Source organism: Sulfurovum sp. (assembly GCF_049668085.1).
Lineage (GTDB): Bacteria > Campylobacterota > Campylobacteria > Campylobacterales > Sulfurovaceae > Sulfurovum.
On record NZ_JBATIY010000121.1, the window covers coordinates 1 to 13,191 of the forward strand.

At 37.9% G+C, this 13,191-nt stretch carries 17 protein-coding genes; 7 read left to right on the top strand and 10 right to left on the bottom strand.

What is annotated here, in order from left to right; genetic code table 11:
• The coding region (locus WBM70_RS07940) for a thioredoxin fold domain-containing protein (protein ID WP_424557968.1) at positions 1-1,101 on the top strand (1,101 nt) is incomplete at its 5' end.
• 32 nt (positions 1,102-1,133) lie between these two features.
• On the opposite strand, the gene WBM70_RS07945 is transcribed toward WBM70_RS07940, so the two are convergent.
• Positions 1,134-1,592: a DUF6524 family protein gene (locus tag WBM70_RS07945; protein ID WP_424557969.1), complete on the bottom strand. Its 459-nt coding sequence runs from the start codon at positions 1,590-1,592 to the stop codon at positions 1,134-1,136.
• A 111-nt stretch (positions 1,593-1,703) separates the two neighbouring features.
• Between WBM70_RS07945 and WBM70_RS07950 the strand changes: the two genes are divergently transcribed.
• Together WBM70_RS07950 and WBM70_RS07955 are read left to right on the top strand one after the other, a co-directional pair.
• Positions 1,704-2,564 carry a CvfB family protein gene (locus tag WBM70_RS07950; protein WP_424557970.1) on the top strand — a complete coding sequence of 287 codons (861 nt, stop codon included), beginning with the start codon at positions 1,704-1,706 and terminating at the stop codon, positions 2,562-2,564.
• Between the two features lie 32 nt (positions 2,565-2,596).
• Entirely contained in the window at positions 2,597-3,043 is a 447-nt protein-coding gene (locus WBM70_RS07955; RefSeq protein WP_424557971.1) for a YidB family protein, read from the top strand.
• A gap of 54 nt (positions 3,044-3,097) precedes the next feature.
• Here the strand turns inward: WBM70_RS07955 and WBM70_RS07960 are convergent, their stop codons facing one another.
• Complete coding sequence (locus WBM70_RS07960) at positions 3,098-3,304, bottom strand: hypothetical protein (protein ID WP_424557972.1); 207 nt, start codon at positions 3,302-3,304, stop codon at positions 3,098-3,100.
• A gap of 307 nt (positions 3,305-3,611) precedes the next feature.
• On the opposite strand from WBM70_RS07960, the gene WBM70_RS07965 reads away from it, so the two are divergent.
• From WBM70_RS07965 to WBM70_RS07975, 3 genes are all read left to right on the top strand, one after another.
• Positions 3,612-4,259, top strand: a complete 648-nt coding sequence (locus tag WBM70_RS07965) for an endonuclease/exonuclease/phosphatase family protein (RefSeq protein WP_424557973.1) — start codon at positions 3,612-3,614, stop codon at positions 4,257-4,259.
• A 2-nt stretch (positions 4,260-4,261) separates the two neighbouring features.
• Entirely contained in the window at positions 4,262-4,696 is a 435-nt protein-coding gene (gene hemJ / locus WBM70_RS07970) for a protoporphyrinogen oxidase HemJ (protein WP_424557974.1), read from the top strand.
• 108 nt (positions 4,697-4,804) lie between these two features.
• Positions 4,805-5,584 (top strand): DUF2231 domain-containing protein, encoded by a 780-nt coding sequence (locus WBM70_RS07975; RefSeq protein ID WP_424557975.1) that lies wholly within the window; start codon positions 4,805-4,807, stop codon positions 5,582-5,584.
• Between the two features lie 14 nt (positions 5,585-5,598).
• Here the strand turns inward: WBM70_RS07975 and WBM70_RS07980 are convergent, their stop codons facing one another.
• The 7 genes from WBM70_RS07980 to glmU form a co-directional block, all read right to left on the bottom strand.
• Positions 5,599-5,952: a c-type cytochrome gene (locus tag WBM70_RS07980; protein ID WP_424557976.1), complete on the bottom strand. Its 354-nt coding sequence runs from the start codon at positions 5,950-5,952 to the stop codon at positions 5,599-5,601.
• A gap of 116 nt (positions 5,953-6,068) precedes the next feature.
• Positions 6,069-6,791, bottom strand: a complete 723-nt coding sequence (gene truA / locus WBM70_RS07985) for a tRNA pseudouridine(38-40) synthase TruA (protein WP_424557977.1) — start codon at positions 6,789-6,791, stop codon at positions 6,069-6,071.
• A 10-nt stretch (positions 6,792-6,801) separates the two neighbouring features.
• Positions 6,802-7,821 carry an LptF/LptG family permease gene (locus WBM70_RS07990; protein WP_424557978.1) on the bottom strand — a complete coding sequence of 340 codons (1,020 nt, stop codon included), beginning with the start codon at positions 7,819-7,821 and terminating at the stop codon, positions 6,802-6,804.
• Positions 7,814-8,560: a prepilin peptidase gene (locus WBM70_RS07995; RefSeq protein ID WP_424557979.1), complete on the bottom strand. Its 747-nt coding sequence runs from the start codon at positions 8,558-8,560 to the stop codon at positions 7,814-7,816. Before WBM70_RS07995 ends, WBM70_RS07990 begins: the two co-directional genes overlap by 8 nt.
• On the bottom strand, positions 8,560-9,246 hold the full coding sequence (locus tag WBM70_RS08000; RefSeq protein ID WP_424557980.1) for a di-trans,poly-cis-decaprenylcistransferase: 687 nt from the start codon (positions 9,244-9,246) through the stop codon (positions 8,560-8,562). The genes WBM70_RS07995 and WBM70_RS08000 overlap by 1 nt, the downstream gene beginning before the upstream one ends.
• Positions 9,239-10,465 (bottom strand): bifunctional phosphopantothenoylcysteine decarboxylase/phosphopantothenate--cysteine ligase CoaBC, encoded by a 1,227-nt coding sequence (gene coaBC / locus WBM70_RS08005; protein WP_424557981.1) that lies wholly within the window; start codon positions 10,463-10,465, stop codon positions 9,239-9,241. Before coaBC ends, WBM70_RS08000 begins: the two co-directional genes overlap by 8 nt.
• Positions 10,465-11,757 (bottom strand): bifunctional UDP-N-acetylglucosamine diphosphorylase/glucosamine-1-phosphate N-acetyltransferase GlmU, encoded by a 1,293-nt coding sequence (gene glmU, locus WBM70_RS08010; protein ID WP_424557982.1) that lies wholly within the window; start codon positions 11,755-11,757, stop codon positions 10,465-10,467. Before glmU ends, coaBC begins: the two co-directional genes overlap by 1 nt.
• A 76-nt stretch (positions 11,758-11,833) precedes the next feature.
• Between glmU and trmA the strand changes: the two genes are divergently transcribed.
• Positions 11,834-12,964, top strand: a complete 1,131-nt coding sequence (gene trmA, locus WBM70_RS08015; protein ID WP_424557983.1) for a tRNA (uridine(54)-C5)-methyltransferase TrmA — start codon at positions 11,834-11,836, stop codon at positions 12,962-12,964.
• 130 nt (positions 12,965-13,094) lie between these two features.
• Here the strand turns inward: trmA and WBM70_RS08020 are convergent.
• A partial coding sequence (locus tag WBM70_RS08020) for a transposase (RefSeq protein WP_424557326.1) occupies positions 13,095-13,191 on the bottom strand: 97 nt, incomplete at its 5' end.

Sequence of the window (13,191 nt, forward strand, 5' to 3'; positions counted from 1 at the left end):
GTAGTAGGGATTATAGCCGGACTTGTAGGTGCAGATATCCAAACAGCAATGCAAAATCCTTGGGTCCTTACTATTTTTGCCGGTATGTTTGTCGCATTGGCATTTTCACTTTTTGGATATTATGAAATAGGTTTACCTGCCTCATGGCAGTCTAAACTTACAAAAGTGAGTGATGATGCACAAGGAAAAGGTATCCTTGGGACGGCAGTCATGGGATTTCTATCTGCACTGATTGTAGGCCCATGTGTAGCACCACCACTAGGAGGGGCAGTACTCTTCATCTCTCATACAGGAGATGCTTTCTTAGGTGGTTCAGCGCTCTTTATCATGAGTATAGGTATGGGTATGCCCCTGCTACTTGTAGGTATAGGTGCTGGTAAATTTATGCCAAAACCAGGCGGTTGGATGACTGTAGTGTCTCAAACGTTTGGTGTAATGATGTTAGGTCTGGCTATCTTTATGCTTTCCCGTATACTTCCAGATAGTCTTACGTTGATACTATGGGCATTGCTATTTATAGGTACATCACTTTATATGGGTGTATTTAATCCTAGCAGTGAAACAAAAGGTGCTAAGAAACTTTTCCAACTCTTAGCAATGGTTTTCTTAATGTATGGGGGATCACTATTTATCGGTGGTATGAGTGGTTCAAGTTCCATTATAAGACCATTTGAAAAATTTACACAGTATAGTGGAGCAGTAGCCACTGCAGCTATGCATACAAATAAGGGTTATAGAGGTTATAGTATAGAACGTCTACTGAAAGAGGTAAAAGAATCGGATAAGCCAGTGGTTGTTGATTTTACTAAAAAATCTTGTACTGCATGTGTAGAACTGGACGAGATCACGTTCCCGGACCCAAGAGTACAGGAACACCTTCAAAAGTTTACTTTTATTAAAGTGGATCTTACTGACAATACAGATGCAGACAAAGCATTGCTTAAAAAGTTTGAGCTTTTTGGTACACCGAATATTATTTTCTTTAACAAAGAGAATAACTTTTTACCAGAGAAGAGTTTAACGGGATTCATACCGCCTTTAGATTTTGCGGGGCATTTAGAGAGTATCTTGAAAACTGAAAAGAAAGAGTCTACTGAGTAGACTCTTTCTTCATCCATAGGAAGATCCTATGGTTACTCCTCATCGCTACTATCAGTAGTATACACACCAGTTAATTTTTTCCAAATGATCGAAGCGTTAAGCCCAAACCAGATCAAAACACCTACACCTAATGTTACAGCCCATCCTGCTTGTTCAAAGTCTGCTACATTGATAAGATCGTACTCTTGTAGACCCCAGACAAATGCGGCAATGATGATAGCAGCGATGATCGCACCGTAAAATTTTAAACTTTGAAAGATCGATTTGATGGCAAGCAACCATAGGGCAAGCATGATCAGTATAGCAAAAGGTTTAAAGCCTGACAATATGTCATCAACATTTGAGATATAGTTTATAAAATGGTGTCCAGTAGGATTCCAAGTGCCAACTGAAAGTGCTAGAGATAAGATAAGTGTTACCCACCAGGCTAAATGGGTAACTTTTTTGCCGCCTTTTGTTGTAGATGTATTTGTGAATACATTTGGATTCATGTGTATTTCCTTGAGTTTAGTGTGAAAATATTATAGCCAAATATTTTTTTAGCTATAATGTCATTAGTACTGTGAGTGCATCACAGAATTTAAAATGAAACGGAATAACACATGCAAGAAAAATCAAAAAATTTAACGATCAATATAGGTGAAATAAACACTTTAGAAGTGATGCGTGATACAGATTACGGCTATTTCCTAGAAGCCAAAGATGGGAAGGAAGTACTTCTACCAAATATCTATGTCATGGAAGATGAGATGCCTATGGGTTCACTGATAGATGTCTTTGTCTACACAGACAGTGAAGACCGTCCTGTTGCAACCACTAAAATGCCTTATGCAAAACTGGGAGAATATGGATACTTCACGGTAGTAGATTACAAAGCCTATGGCGCATTTGTAAACTGGGGACTTCCTAAAGATCTATTTGTACCTCTTTCACAACAAAAAGAGCATTTTACTATAGGGAAAAAGTATCTTTTACGAGTCTGTTTAGATGAGCAGACAGATCGTCTTTTTGCTACTCAGAAAATAGGAAAATACTTAAACCGTGACATGAAAGGATTGCATCAAAACAAAGTGTTAGATGCTATTGTTTTGGCTGAAACGCCATTGGGTTTTAAAGTAGTAGCCGATAATCAGTATGAAGGTATGCTTTTTACAAATGAGATTTTTGAAGACATCCGTATAGGTGACCGTAAAAAAGTCTATATTAAAAATGTAAGAAAAGATTTTAAACTGGATCTCTCTCTCCAGCCCATAGGAAAAAAAGCGAAAATAGGAGAAGCTGAAGGTACTATTTTACAACTACTGAAAGAGGCGGATGGAACATTGCCTTTCACCTATAAAAGTGATGCAGATGAGATCAAAAATAAGTTTGGTATGAGTAAGAAGAATTTTAAACGTACTTTGACAGAACTGATTGAGCGTAAACAAATACAATTATTAGATGATGCAATTGTTTTATTGTAATATACTAATCATACAATATTAAAGGAAAAGATATGGAATTCATGGATTTATTAAAAGCAGGTGCTTCTATCATAAAGAATAATGGTGATGATGCAACAACAGGACTTGAGATAGATGATATCGCCAATGCGTTGGGTAACCTTGTAGGAAATGGTCAAGGGAGTATAGATCTTGTGAAGTTTGTAGGTGGACTTTCACAAAATGGTTTGGGTGAGATAGTAGGTTCATGGTTAGGGAATGGAGAAAACAAATCTATTTCGGTAGAACAGATCACGACGCTGTTAGGTTCTGATAATATTGCTGCTTTTGCCTCAGAACTTGGCCTTTCTCAAGAGAGTGCAGCCGGTGCTTTAGCAGATGCAGTGCCTCAGGTTGTAGATCAGGCAACAGCAGGGGAAGGTACGATTATGGATGAGATGCTCTCTAATGTAGGTGGACCTAAAGGTGCTATGGATATGCTTGGAAAGATGTTCAGATAAAGTATACATTCCCAAACTAAGTTTGGGAATAAGAAAAAGAAAGTGTTGAATTTGTTATTTATCTTCTTTTTTGATGAAAAATGATCCTACGGTTGTTGTTAAGAACATAAACAATAGCATGCTCACCATACCCATTGCGCTACCGCTGTCAGTATCTGGTTCAGTTACGGGCTCGACAACAGGTGCAATATCTCCCCCTGCATATAAACATGATGTAATGACGGCTACACTTACTAATAATTTAATCATACTGTTTTTCATGGTATTTCCCTTTTTTATTTATATAGTCTAAATACTTTACGTATTGCATCGTATGAACCTACATTTAAGAGGCGCCAAAAATTGAAATATTTATAATTCCAACTTATTAAATATTATAACATTATATACTTGATGATACTTTATTCAATTTTGATGTATCATCTTCGAAATTCTATGACAATTTGACACTTGTATCGTATTCATATTAGTTACTTTGCTACAATACAAGAAAAAATAAGGACATACTATTGTGAGATACTTTTTATTTTGTCTTCTGCCCTTGTTTCTTTTCTCCAAACCTCTTAAAGTGGCGACCTATAATGTTGAAAATTTTTTTGATGCAGTCTATCAAGGCACTGAATACAAAGAGTATACACCGGGTAAACATAATTGGAATAAGCGCATGGTTGATATAAAGCTAAACCATACAGCTGAAGTCATTTGTGATCTGAATGCAGATATCTTAGGACTTCAGGAAGTGGAAAACAGTCATATCTTGCATCAACTCATGAGACGACTGAAGAAGGTAGGGTGTTCTTATAAATACTCTGCGATCACTGACAAAAAGAATGCATCCATCCAAGTAGCATTATTATCACATTACCCCATAAAAAAACAATATGACATACAGGTGAGTTTCAGTGAAAGAGTGAGAAGCATCTTGGAGGTTGAAGTTGATATAGAAGGGGAATCTATTACGCTTTTTGTAAATCACTGGAAATCCAAAGCCTATAAAGGGTACAAGAGTAAACGTATTGAATATGCAAAAGCTTTGCAGTCTCGAATCTTAAAGATGCCTGATACAAAAGAGTATATTATTTTGGGAGATTTTAAAAAGAAAAAACCTGCCCCTCCAAATGGAAGCCGTCTAAAGATACACTATGCTCATCTTGGTTATTATAAGAAATTACAAGTAGTCATCTACAGTAAAAAAGATTTTGAGATATTGGAGTAAAAATGGAATATTATAGTTGGATATTGGCATTTCATGTGATGAGTTTTGTCTCTTGGATGGCAATGTTGTTTTATTTGCCGAGATTGTTTATCTATCATCGTGAAAATGCTGATACAAGAGCATTTACAGAGATCGTAGAGATTCAGGAATATAAACTTTTTAAGTATATAGGTGTACCTGCTATGTGGGCGACCATCATTACTGGTGCAGTCATGCTTTATTTGAATTCAGGTATTTTTTCAAGTGGCGGATGGATGCATGCTAAGCTATTGTTTCTTGCTTTTCTTATTGCGTATCACTTCTCTTTAAACAGTATTCGTAAGACACTTTTGGAGAATCCGCATTATAAAACCTCTAAATGGTTAAGAATTTATAATGAAGTACCGACATTACTCATGATATTTATTGTAATCATGGTGGTAGTTAAACCCTTTTAACTCATTTGTGATATAATCTTTCTTAACTAATATTATAAGGCAATAGCCTACACTTTAGTAAAATGAATTTGAAAGGGGCTTTGCCCCTTTTTATAAAAGGAAAATAGTATGCAACTCCCTGCTATCACATTACCAACAGTAGAACTTCCATTTGACATCCCTGTTTTATTACACCCTGCAGTAGTCCATTTTGCTATTGCTCTACCTGTAGTGATCCTCTTACTGGAGCTTATAAATCTGATCTTGAGAAAGAAAGCAATAAGCGGTGTTTCTTTCTTTTTGATCCTACTGACAGTTGTTGTATCCATCGGTGCATACTTTACGGGGCTAGTTGATGGAAAGGAAGCGTATCCTGCATTGAGTGAAGCGGCTAAAGAGGCACTTAGTGAACATAAGACCTTGGGAACATACCTGATGTTGGCATCTGGTGTGCTCTTACTCCTTAAATTACTGGCTATGCTTGCAGGTAAAGGTATTTTAAAAGGGCTCTATCTTTTAGTTCTTATCGCATTTGTTGTAGGAATCTTTGAACAAGGAAAAGAAGGTGGTGAACTTGTTTATAAGTATGGTATGAATGTTGAACAGGTAAAAACATTAGATGATAAGATATTTGATCTGGAAGAAGCTCTTGAAGAAGCAGCAGAGAAAACGGAAACTGTTAAAGAAGAGAGTGCTCCTTCTGAAACTGAAGTAACACCTGAACCAACGGCTCCTGTAACACTACCTGAAGAAACTATACCAGTAGAAACTATGCCTGTTGAGACTATGCCTGTTGAGACTATAAAAGAAACGGTCACTGAAACGGTAGAAACTAAAGTAGAAGAAGCAGTGATAAAAGTAGAAGGCATGCCTGAAGAGATGGTGCAGCCTCAAATACCTATGCACTAAATTCTACTAATAACCTAAGACCCGCCATCTCCGGCGGGGTCATACTCTATGTCATAACGCTCATCATCTGTATTTGTTTTTAAATTCGAAAGATACTTTGCCATCTCTTTGGTTTGATTCTCATCAAGTGCTTTAGCAAAAGATATCATTACTGTGCCAAAGGCAGAACGAGGTTTTCCTTGTTGCAAGTCTTTAAGTCTTCTAAGTAATATATCTTCACGTATTCCCTGTAATCTAGGCGAGGCCCCCATACCTTCACCATACATGCCATGACAGCTATTGCAAGCATTTTTAAGATAGAGTGCCTCCATTTCGCTGTTGGCAAAAGAGAATAATGATAAGGCCGTAAAAATAAAAAGTTTTCTCAAAGAGTGTCTCCTTGTTAAAATATGTTGACATTCTAACTAAAAAATGTGGATAGAAAATAAAAAGAATCTTTATTTACACTTCTTGAATAGATTTAAGTTGATCATACACAGGAGTGTCAATAGAGGATCTTTGCCAGATAAAGACCCTCTGCAGGAGCAAGCTTAGTGGTATGCTTCTTTTGACATTTTAATTGTTCTTGTAGCTGAATTATGCTCATTTTATTTTGTGCACATAACATGGCTGCATCTACCATCATGCGTACCTGTGAACGAAGAAAACCATTGGCTTGAAAATAGATAAAATGATAGCCATTACGTTCTTTATAGACTGTACGATAGATTTCTCGGACAGTGGTGTGTGTTACAGTACCCGTTTTATGAAAATCATTGAAATCATGTTTCCCTTCAAATATTTTGAGTGCATTGATAAGTAACTCAGGATTGAAATCTTGATAATATGAAACATATTTTTGTTCAAAGACAGAAGGTCTATGTGTTTTAAATACATAACGATAGACTCTTTTTTTAGCGCCAAATCGCGCGTGAAAATCATTTGTTACAGGAGTAATATGTTTAAAAAAAATATCGCTCAGTTTTCGATTGAGATTGCATTTGAGTTTTTCTAGGTCTGTCCAGTACTCAGGTAGATCAAAGTGTATGACTTGTCCACTGGCATGTACCCTGGCATCTGTTCTACCGCTTCCAACGATAGGGGAATCTATCTGTAAAGAGTTAAGTGCCTCTTTAATAGCACTTGTTATGGTAAGTTTTGTGGTAGTTTGTTTTTGAAAGCCTTGATATTGGCTTCCATCATAACTTATAACAGCTTTTACACGCATACAAGAACCATTAGAAATATTTAGATACACGTTTTTTAAAGAGCCATTGACCCAGTATCATTATCACTATGACAGATATTCCTAAGATAGGAAGTGTTCCCCATTTTTGTAAAGAAGAGGCTATGGCATAGAAAAACAGTGTACTTACAAAGATGACAGTAAATGAACGGTTTGGTTGATAGCGCGGATTTATCATTGTGAAAGAAGCTACAAGGTAGACTGAAAGCACAGGGATGAGACTGACAAAAATAAAAAACAAGAGTTTATGCATGATCTTACTGTTGTGTTGTGCTTCTTGCCAATAGGATAGAATACTTTTAAATTCAAACCCTTTCTTTTTTGCATTATCAAAGATCTCCAAGGTTTTATATTCTGCCTGCTGGAGTTTTATTTCTGAATAGGTATATCCATAGCCGTCATTGAGCAGTAATGAGGTTACATCTTCATTACGATTTAACTTCCCCGTATGAGATGAGAAAAACTGTTCATTTGTTTTATCGGTACGATTGTAAATAACAATATTTTGAAATGTATCCTCTGTTTTATCTTTAACATAAATATAATAGCTTCCAAATTTTTGACCTAGCTCCCCTGGAACAATATTAAGTTTTGCATCATTTCTTTTCTCTTCTTTAAAAGCCCTATAAAATTGTTTGCTAAGTGGCATGGCCAGTAAAGAGATAGTAGTCAAAAGAAGGGAGAAGAGAAGACCTATCAAGAGTAAACCGCTGAGTATCTTTTTGGATTTGAGTCCAAGTGCATAGAGGGCAATCAGTTCATTACCCTGAGAAAGATTCACGAGTACATTTGCCAATGCAGCAATAAATGAGAGAGGAAGTGTATAAAAAACAATCTCTGGAATGGAGTAACTGTAAAGCAAGAGCAACTCTCCAAAATCGATCTGTATCTTTGAAGTAAGAGCGGCAATTCTTACAAGAAAGACAAGAGAGATAATAATGAAAAATGGCAGAAATATCGTTAGAAATGACCTTGTAAAGTTTGATGAAATGTACCCTTTAACGTTAACCATAGATAATCGTCTCCAAGAGTTGAGCAGCTTGTGTATCATAAAGGTATACGATAAATGTGGCTAAAGCCAGAAAAGGAACGAAAGGGACCCCTTTATCCCTCCAAATGAGTGCAGGTATCATCGCCAATAAAGCAGAGAGAAAAAGTGCAACAAAAAAGTTTGGAAATCCAAGCAATGCACCCATGGTACCAGCTACGATGACATCTGCTCCACCCATAGCCTGTTTTCTAGCAAGTAGTGAGGAGAGTAAACCTATAAGATAGAGTCCACCCGCTGCTATACTTGCGAAGAGAAGTGCCATGAGAAACTCAGGTTGAACAAGAGCAAAAATAAGTGCTGCAAAGTTCACATTATCAGGTACGGCCATATATTCAAAGTCGATCATCACAAGTGCAAGCAATGAAGCAAAAGAGGCTGCAATAAAAGGTAGATACCACACAAGCCCTAATTTGAAATATAGTGCGACAAAGATAATCCCGGTCAGGAATTCAACCATAGGGTACTGTGCTGAGATCTTCTCTTTACAAAAATAACATTTTCCTCTCAGGAACAACCATGAGAATAGGGGGATATTATGCCACCATTTTAAAGCAGTTTGACAGCTCTGACACTTTGATGAAGGAAAGACAATACTTTCACCTTTTGGTATACGGTAGATGACAACATTTAAAAATGATCCGATCATCGTTCCAAAGATAAATACAATGATCGCTATTTCTATAAGTATATTTTCTGGCATTATATTCCTCCAAAGCGTCTGTTGCGCTGTTCAAAATTTGTTATGATCTCACGTAATTCCTTGCTTGTAAAATCAGGCCAGAGTGTTGCTGTGAAGTAGAGTTCAGCGTAGCTTAATTGCCAAAGTAAAAAGTTGGAAACACGCTCTTCCCCACTGGTACGTATGAGTAGATCTATATCACTGTAGGGTGTTTGCAAAGCTGAAGAGATATCTTCTTCTGTGACATGTGCTTTCCCCTCTCCAATGAGTGTATTGACCGCATGTGTTATTTCTGCACGACCACCATAGTTGAGTGCAAGTATTTGTGTGAGGCTGGTATTGTTTTTCGTCAGTTCTTCCGTCTCTTTGATACGTTTTTGTAAAGCCTTTGAAAATGCTGTGAGATCTCCAATAGCTTGGAAACGAATATCATGTTCCTGATAGGTAATGAGTTCATCTTTAAGGTATTTATCTAACATTTTCATCAGAAACTCAACTTCCAATTTAGGACGTTTCCAGTTTTCTGTGCTAAAAGCATAGAAGGTAGTTGTCTCTACTGTTGGATGTTTAGCACAACACTTGGTGACTTCACGGATCGTCTCAGCTCCTCGTTCATGACCTTTGGTACGTTTTAGACCACGTTTTTTTGCCCATCTCCCATTACCGTCCATAATAATAGCGAGATGTTTCAGCACTGTTTTACCCATCTATCAGACCTTTTGCTTGATCAAGGATCTTTGTTGCAAGTGTGAGCTTATCTGTACGCCCTAGTGGAATCTGTTTCTCTTTGGTGATAAATGTGATCTCATTGTCACTCCCCCCAAAACTTTTTGCATCATCCAAAAGGTTATAACAAACAGCATCTACCCTTTTTTTCTCCAAAAGTGCTATAGCATTGTTCAGTCCCTCTTGGCTATCCATTTCAGCTTTAAATCCTACGGTTTTGATCTTGCTTTTATCGATAGTAGCAAGTACGTCAGTTGTTTGTTCCAGTTCGATATTCCAGTGAGTACCGACACTTGATTTCTTTACCTTGCCATCTTTGGGTTTAGTGGGTTTGAAGTCAGCTACCGCGGCCACCATAAAAAGATAAGGCATAAGTGCACTTTCTTGCGTTGTAACTGCAGTGATACTTTTTTGTGTTTCTTGGAGGATATCCTCAGCGCAATTGGCTTCTACACGCTTGATATTCAAAGGTAGATCACTGAACCCCATGGTAGAGATATAGGTGACATTCGCCCCTCTAAGGCAGAGTGAAAGGCTGAGAGCATTTGCCATCTTGCCTGAAGAGAAGTTGGAGATGTAACGTACTTCATCTATCTTCTCACGTGTACCTCCACCAGTAACTACCACTTCTCGATCTTTCCAAAATGGATCTTTGAACAGGGCTTTTGCTGTAGCATAGAAGACCTCTATCGGTTCAGCCAGTGCACCGCTTCCTGTATCTCCACATGCAAGTAGTTTCTCTTGCGGCTCGATGATCGTATAGCCGTTAGATTTGAGATGATGGATGGAGTCTCTTGTAGCGTGGTTAAGGAGCATATTGGTATTGGCTGCAGGGGCGATGATGATCTCTTTCGTGTAGGCAAGGGCAGTTTGTGTGAGGATATTATCAGCGATTCCGTGGTTTAGTTTATTGATCGTGTTTGCCGTAGCAGGTGCAATCACAAAGGCATCACATTTTTTACCGATATCGATATGATTGAGTTCACTGCTCCAGCTTTCAGTAGCGTCAGTCAGTACTGTATTACGCGTCAATGCTTCGAAAGTCAGTGCTGAAACAAAACGTTCTGCAGAAGAGGTCATCACAATGTGTACATCTGCTCCCGCCTTGACAAAGAGTCTTGCGATATCACAAGCCTTATAGGCTGAGATACTTCCTGTGACTCCGAGTAAGATAGTTTTTCCGTTCAGATCAACCTGCATTATTTCTCTCCGAAAAATTTATAGAAGAAGCCTTTTATGGTCTTCATTGGAGCCCTTGAAATAGCAAGTTCTCCCTGGGCCACATTTTTGTTTATTGTACTTCCAGCAGCTATGATAACATCATCTTCTATGGTAACTGGTGCAACGAGTTGTGTATCTGACCCAACAAAGACATTTTTACCTATGTTCGTTTGGTATTTGTTCTTACCATCGTAATTACAAGTGATGACACCTGCACCAATGTTAGAACCTTCCTCTACAGTAGCGTCTCCTATGTAGGCAAGATGACCTGCTTTAACACCGGTAAGTGTAGACTTTTTGACTTCAACAAAGTTACCGATATGTGTGTTGATAAGCTTAGTATTTGGTCTGATTCTACCCATAGGTCCCACATCCGAATTTTGAATATATGCATCTTCAATGACAGAGTGCGTTTTAATGTGTGAAGCGATGATATGAGAAGCACCCTGAATGCTCACGCCATTTTCCAACATACATTCGCCTTCAAAAGTAGCACGTGAATCGATGTAGATCGTTTCTGGTAAACGCATAGAGACACCTGCTTTCATCCACTCTGTTTTGATACGTCTTTGAAGTATCTCTTCTGCATGTGCAAGGTCAAGTTTGGAGTTCACACCCTTAAATTCTTCTTCCTCTACGATAACAGGATGTACAGGTTTACCTTCATCTACAGCCATTTTAATGATGTCCGTAAGGTAGTACTCTTTTTGGGCATTGTCATTACTGAGTGCAGGAATATAACTTTCTAGTAACTCTTTTTTAACACAATAGACACCTGCATTCACCGTTTGTATCTCTTTTTGTTCGGGCTTACAGTCTTTTTCCTCAACGATCTCTACTACACTGCCTTCACTTATGACGACACGACCATACCCGGAAGGGTTATCCAGTTTGATCACAGACATGTTAATGTCAGCATCTCCCTGCATCAGTGATTCAAGTGCATTCATGGTTACAAGCGGCATATCACCATTGAGTATAAGTGCTTTGCTGTGTGTAACATGTACACCTTTCATCGCTCCACCTGTTCCAGGAAATTGTACGGCATCTTGCATATGAAAATGTATGCCACTATAGTGAGCTTCTATTGATTCTTGTATACGTGCCGCTTGGTGGTAGAGTACCACTGTGATATCATCAGAGATCTTCTTTGCTGCATCTATCGCATGAAAGAGCATAGACTTTCCGGAAATTTCATGAAGTACCTTGGGGGTAGTTGACTTCATTCTTGTACCTTGACCTGCTGCGAGTATGACAACACTTATAGACATTTTGGACCTTTTGGGTAAAATTACAAAATTATATTATTATTGTGATTATATCCAATGGAAATTAAAGGTATGAAGTTTGAACTGTAAACATTTTGGAAGTTGTGGCTCTTGTGGACTCTATAAGATAGGATATGAAGAGCAGTTAAAGCAAAAACAGCAGAGGGTTTCGGGACTTTTGGCTCCTTTTTATCAAGGAGATTTGGAACTGTTTGATTCTCCTACTGACCATTACAGAGCCAGGTCAGAGTTCCGCATTTGGCATGAGGGTGATGTTTGTGATTATGCTATGGGCAAGATGCAAATAGATGGTGTAGAGAAAAAAGGTGCTATCACCATAGAAGAGTGTCCTAAAGTCATAGAACCTATAGAAAAACGTATGTGGAAGTTACTCGAAAAGATCAATGCTTCCACTGAAGTATTAAAGCAGCGACTTTTTGCAGTGGAGTTTTTAGCGACAACCACAGATGAATGTCTCATCACAATGCTATACCATAGAAAATTAGATGATGTTTGGAGTACTGAAGCAAAACAGCTTGAAGAGGAACTTGACTGTAAGATCATGGGACGAAGCCGTAAACAAAAGGTCATTCTTTCAGATGAATTCGTCACAGAAAAGTTGGATATCGATGGAAAAACATTTACCTATGTTCAGTATGAAAGTGGATTTACCCAACCCAATCCTACGGTCAATGTGAAGATGATAGAGTGGGCAATTAAGCAGGCTAAAACGGTAGGGAAGGGTGACTTCTTAGAAAGTTATTGCGGACTGGGTAATTTTACATTACCTCTTTCTCACTACTTTGATAAGGTTTTGGCCACAGAGATAAGTAAACGTTCGATACAGGCAGCATTGGAAAACTGTGCACTAAATGGTGTTGACAATATTACTTTTGCAAGATTGGCATCAGAAGAGATGACAGAAGCATTGAATGGAGTAAGGGAGTTCTCCAGACTTAAAGAGATAGATTTGAAAAGTTACAATTTCAGTACGGTCTTGGTAGACCCTCCAAGAGCTGGATTAGATGAGGGAACGATAAAACTCATTTCAAATATAGACAATATTATTTACATTTCATGTAATCCTGAAACACTTGCAAGAGATCTTGAAACATTGGTACAATCACACGAGGTGATAGAATCAGCAATGTATGATCAGTTTCCTCATACGACACATGTAGAGAGTGGTGTATTTCTTCGTAAAAAATAGTTTTATTTGATGATAAACCTCTCTTTGTAAGTAGAGAGGTCACTTTTGATATAGAGTAAGAGATATTTTTAATCACACTTAGCAGAAATCCCAATGGTCCTTAGCCGTTGGGATGAATGCGTATAAGGTGCTAACCTTGATTTTTGATATAGTTCTGAATAGTATCAGGACTTGCTTCTCCTATTGAGCATACAAAATACCCATCAGTCCAAAAAGTATTTTCTTTC

What these genes read in the sequence shown, in the direction of transcription:
- glmU (WP_424557982.1), bottom strand. Translation starts at nt 11,757, where the DNA reads ATGTCTATAAGTGTTGTCATACTCGCAGCAGGTCAAGGTACAAGAATG.
- WBM70_RS07975 (WP_424557975.1), top strand. Translation starts at nt 4,805, where the DNA reads ATGCAACTCCCTGCTATCACATTACCAACAGTAGAACTTCCATTTGAC.
- WBM70_RS07995 (WP_424557979.1), bottom strand. Translation starts at nt 8,560, where the DNA reads ATGCCAGAAAATATACTTATAGAAATAGCGATCATTGTATTTATCTTT.
- WBM70_RS07960 (WP_424557972.1), bottom strand. Translation starts at nt 3,304, where the DNA reads ATGAAAAACAGTATGATTAAATTATTAGTAAGTGTAGCCGTCATTACA.
- WBM70_RS07950 (WP_424557970.1), top strand. Translation starts at nt 1,704, where the DNA reads ATGCAAGAAAAATCAAAAAATTTAACGATCAATATAGGTGAAATAAAC.
- WBM70_RS07955 (WP_424557971.1), top strand. Translation starts at nt 2,597, where the DNA reads ATGGAATTCATGGATTTATTAAAAGCAGGTGCTTCTATCATAAAGAAT.
- WBM70_RS07945 (WP_424557969.1), bottom strand. Translation starts at nt 1,592, where the DNA reads ATGAATCCAAATGTATTCACAAATACATCTACAACAAAAGGCGGCAAA.
- WBM70_RS08000 (WP_424557980.1), bottom strand. Translation starts at nt 9,246, where the DNA reads ATGGGTAAAACAGTGCTGAAACATCTCGCTATTATTATGGACGGTAAT.
- coaBC (WP_424557981.1), bottom strand. Translation starts at nt 10,465, where the DNA reads ATGCAGGTTGATCTGAACGGAAAAACTATCTTACTCGGAGTCACAGGA.
- hemJ (WP_424557974.1), top strand. Translation starts at nt 4,262, where the DNA reads ATGGAATATTATAGTTGGATATTGGCATTTCATGTGATGAGTTTTGTC.
- truA (WP_424557977.1), bottom strand. Translation starts at nt 6,791, where the DNA reads ATGCGTGTAAAAGCTGTTATAAGTTATGATGGAAGCCAATATCAAGGC.
- WBM70_RS07990 (WP_424557978.1), bottom strand. Translation starts at nt 7,821, where the DNA reads ATGGTTAACGTTAAAGGGTACATTTCATCAAACTTTACAAGGTCATTT.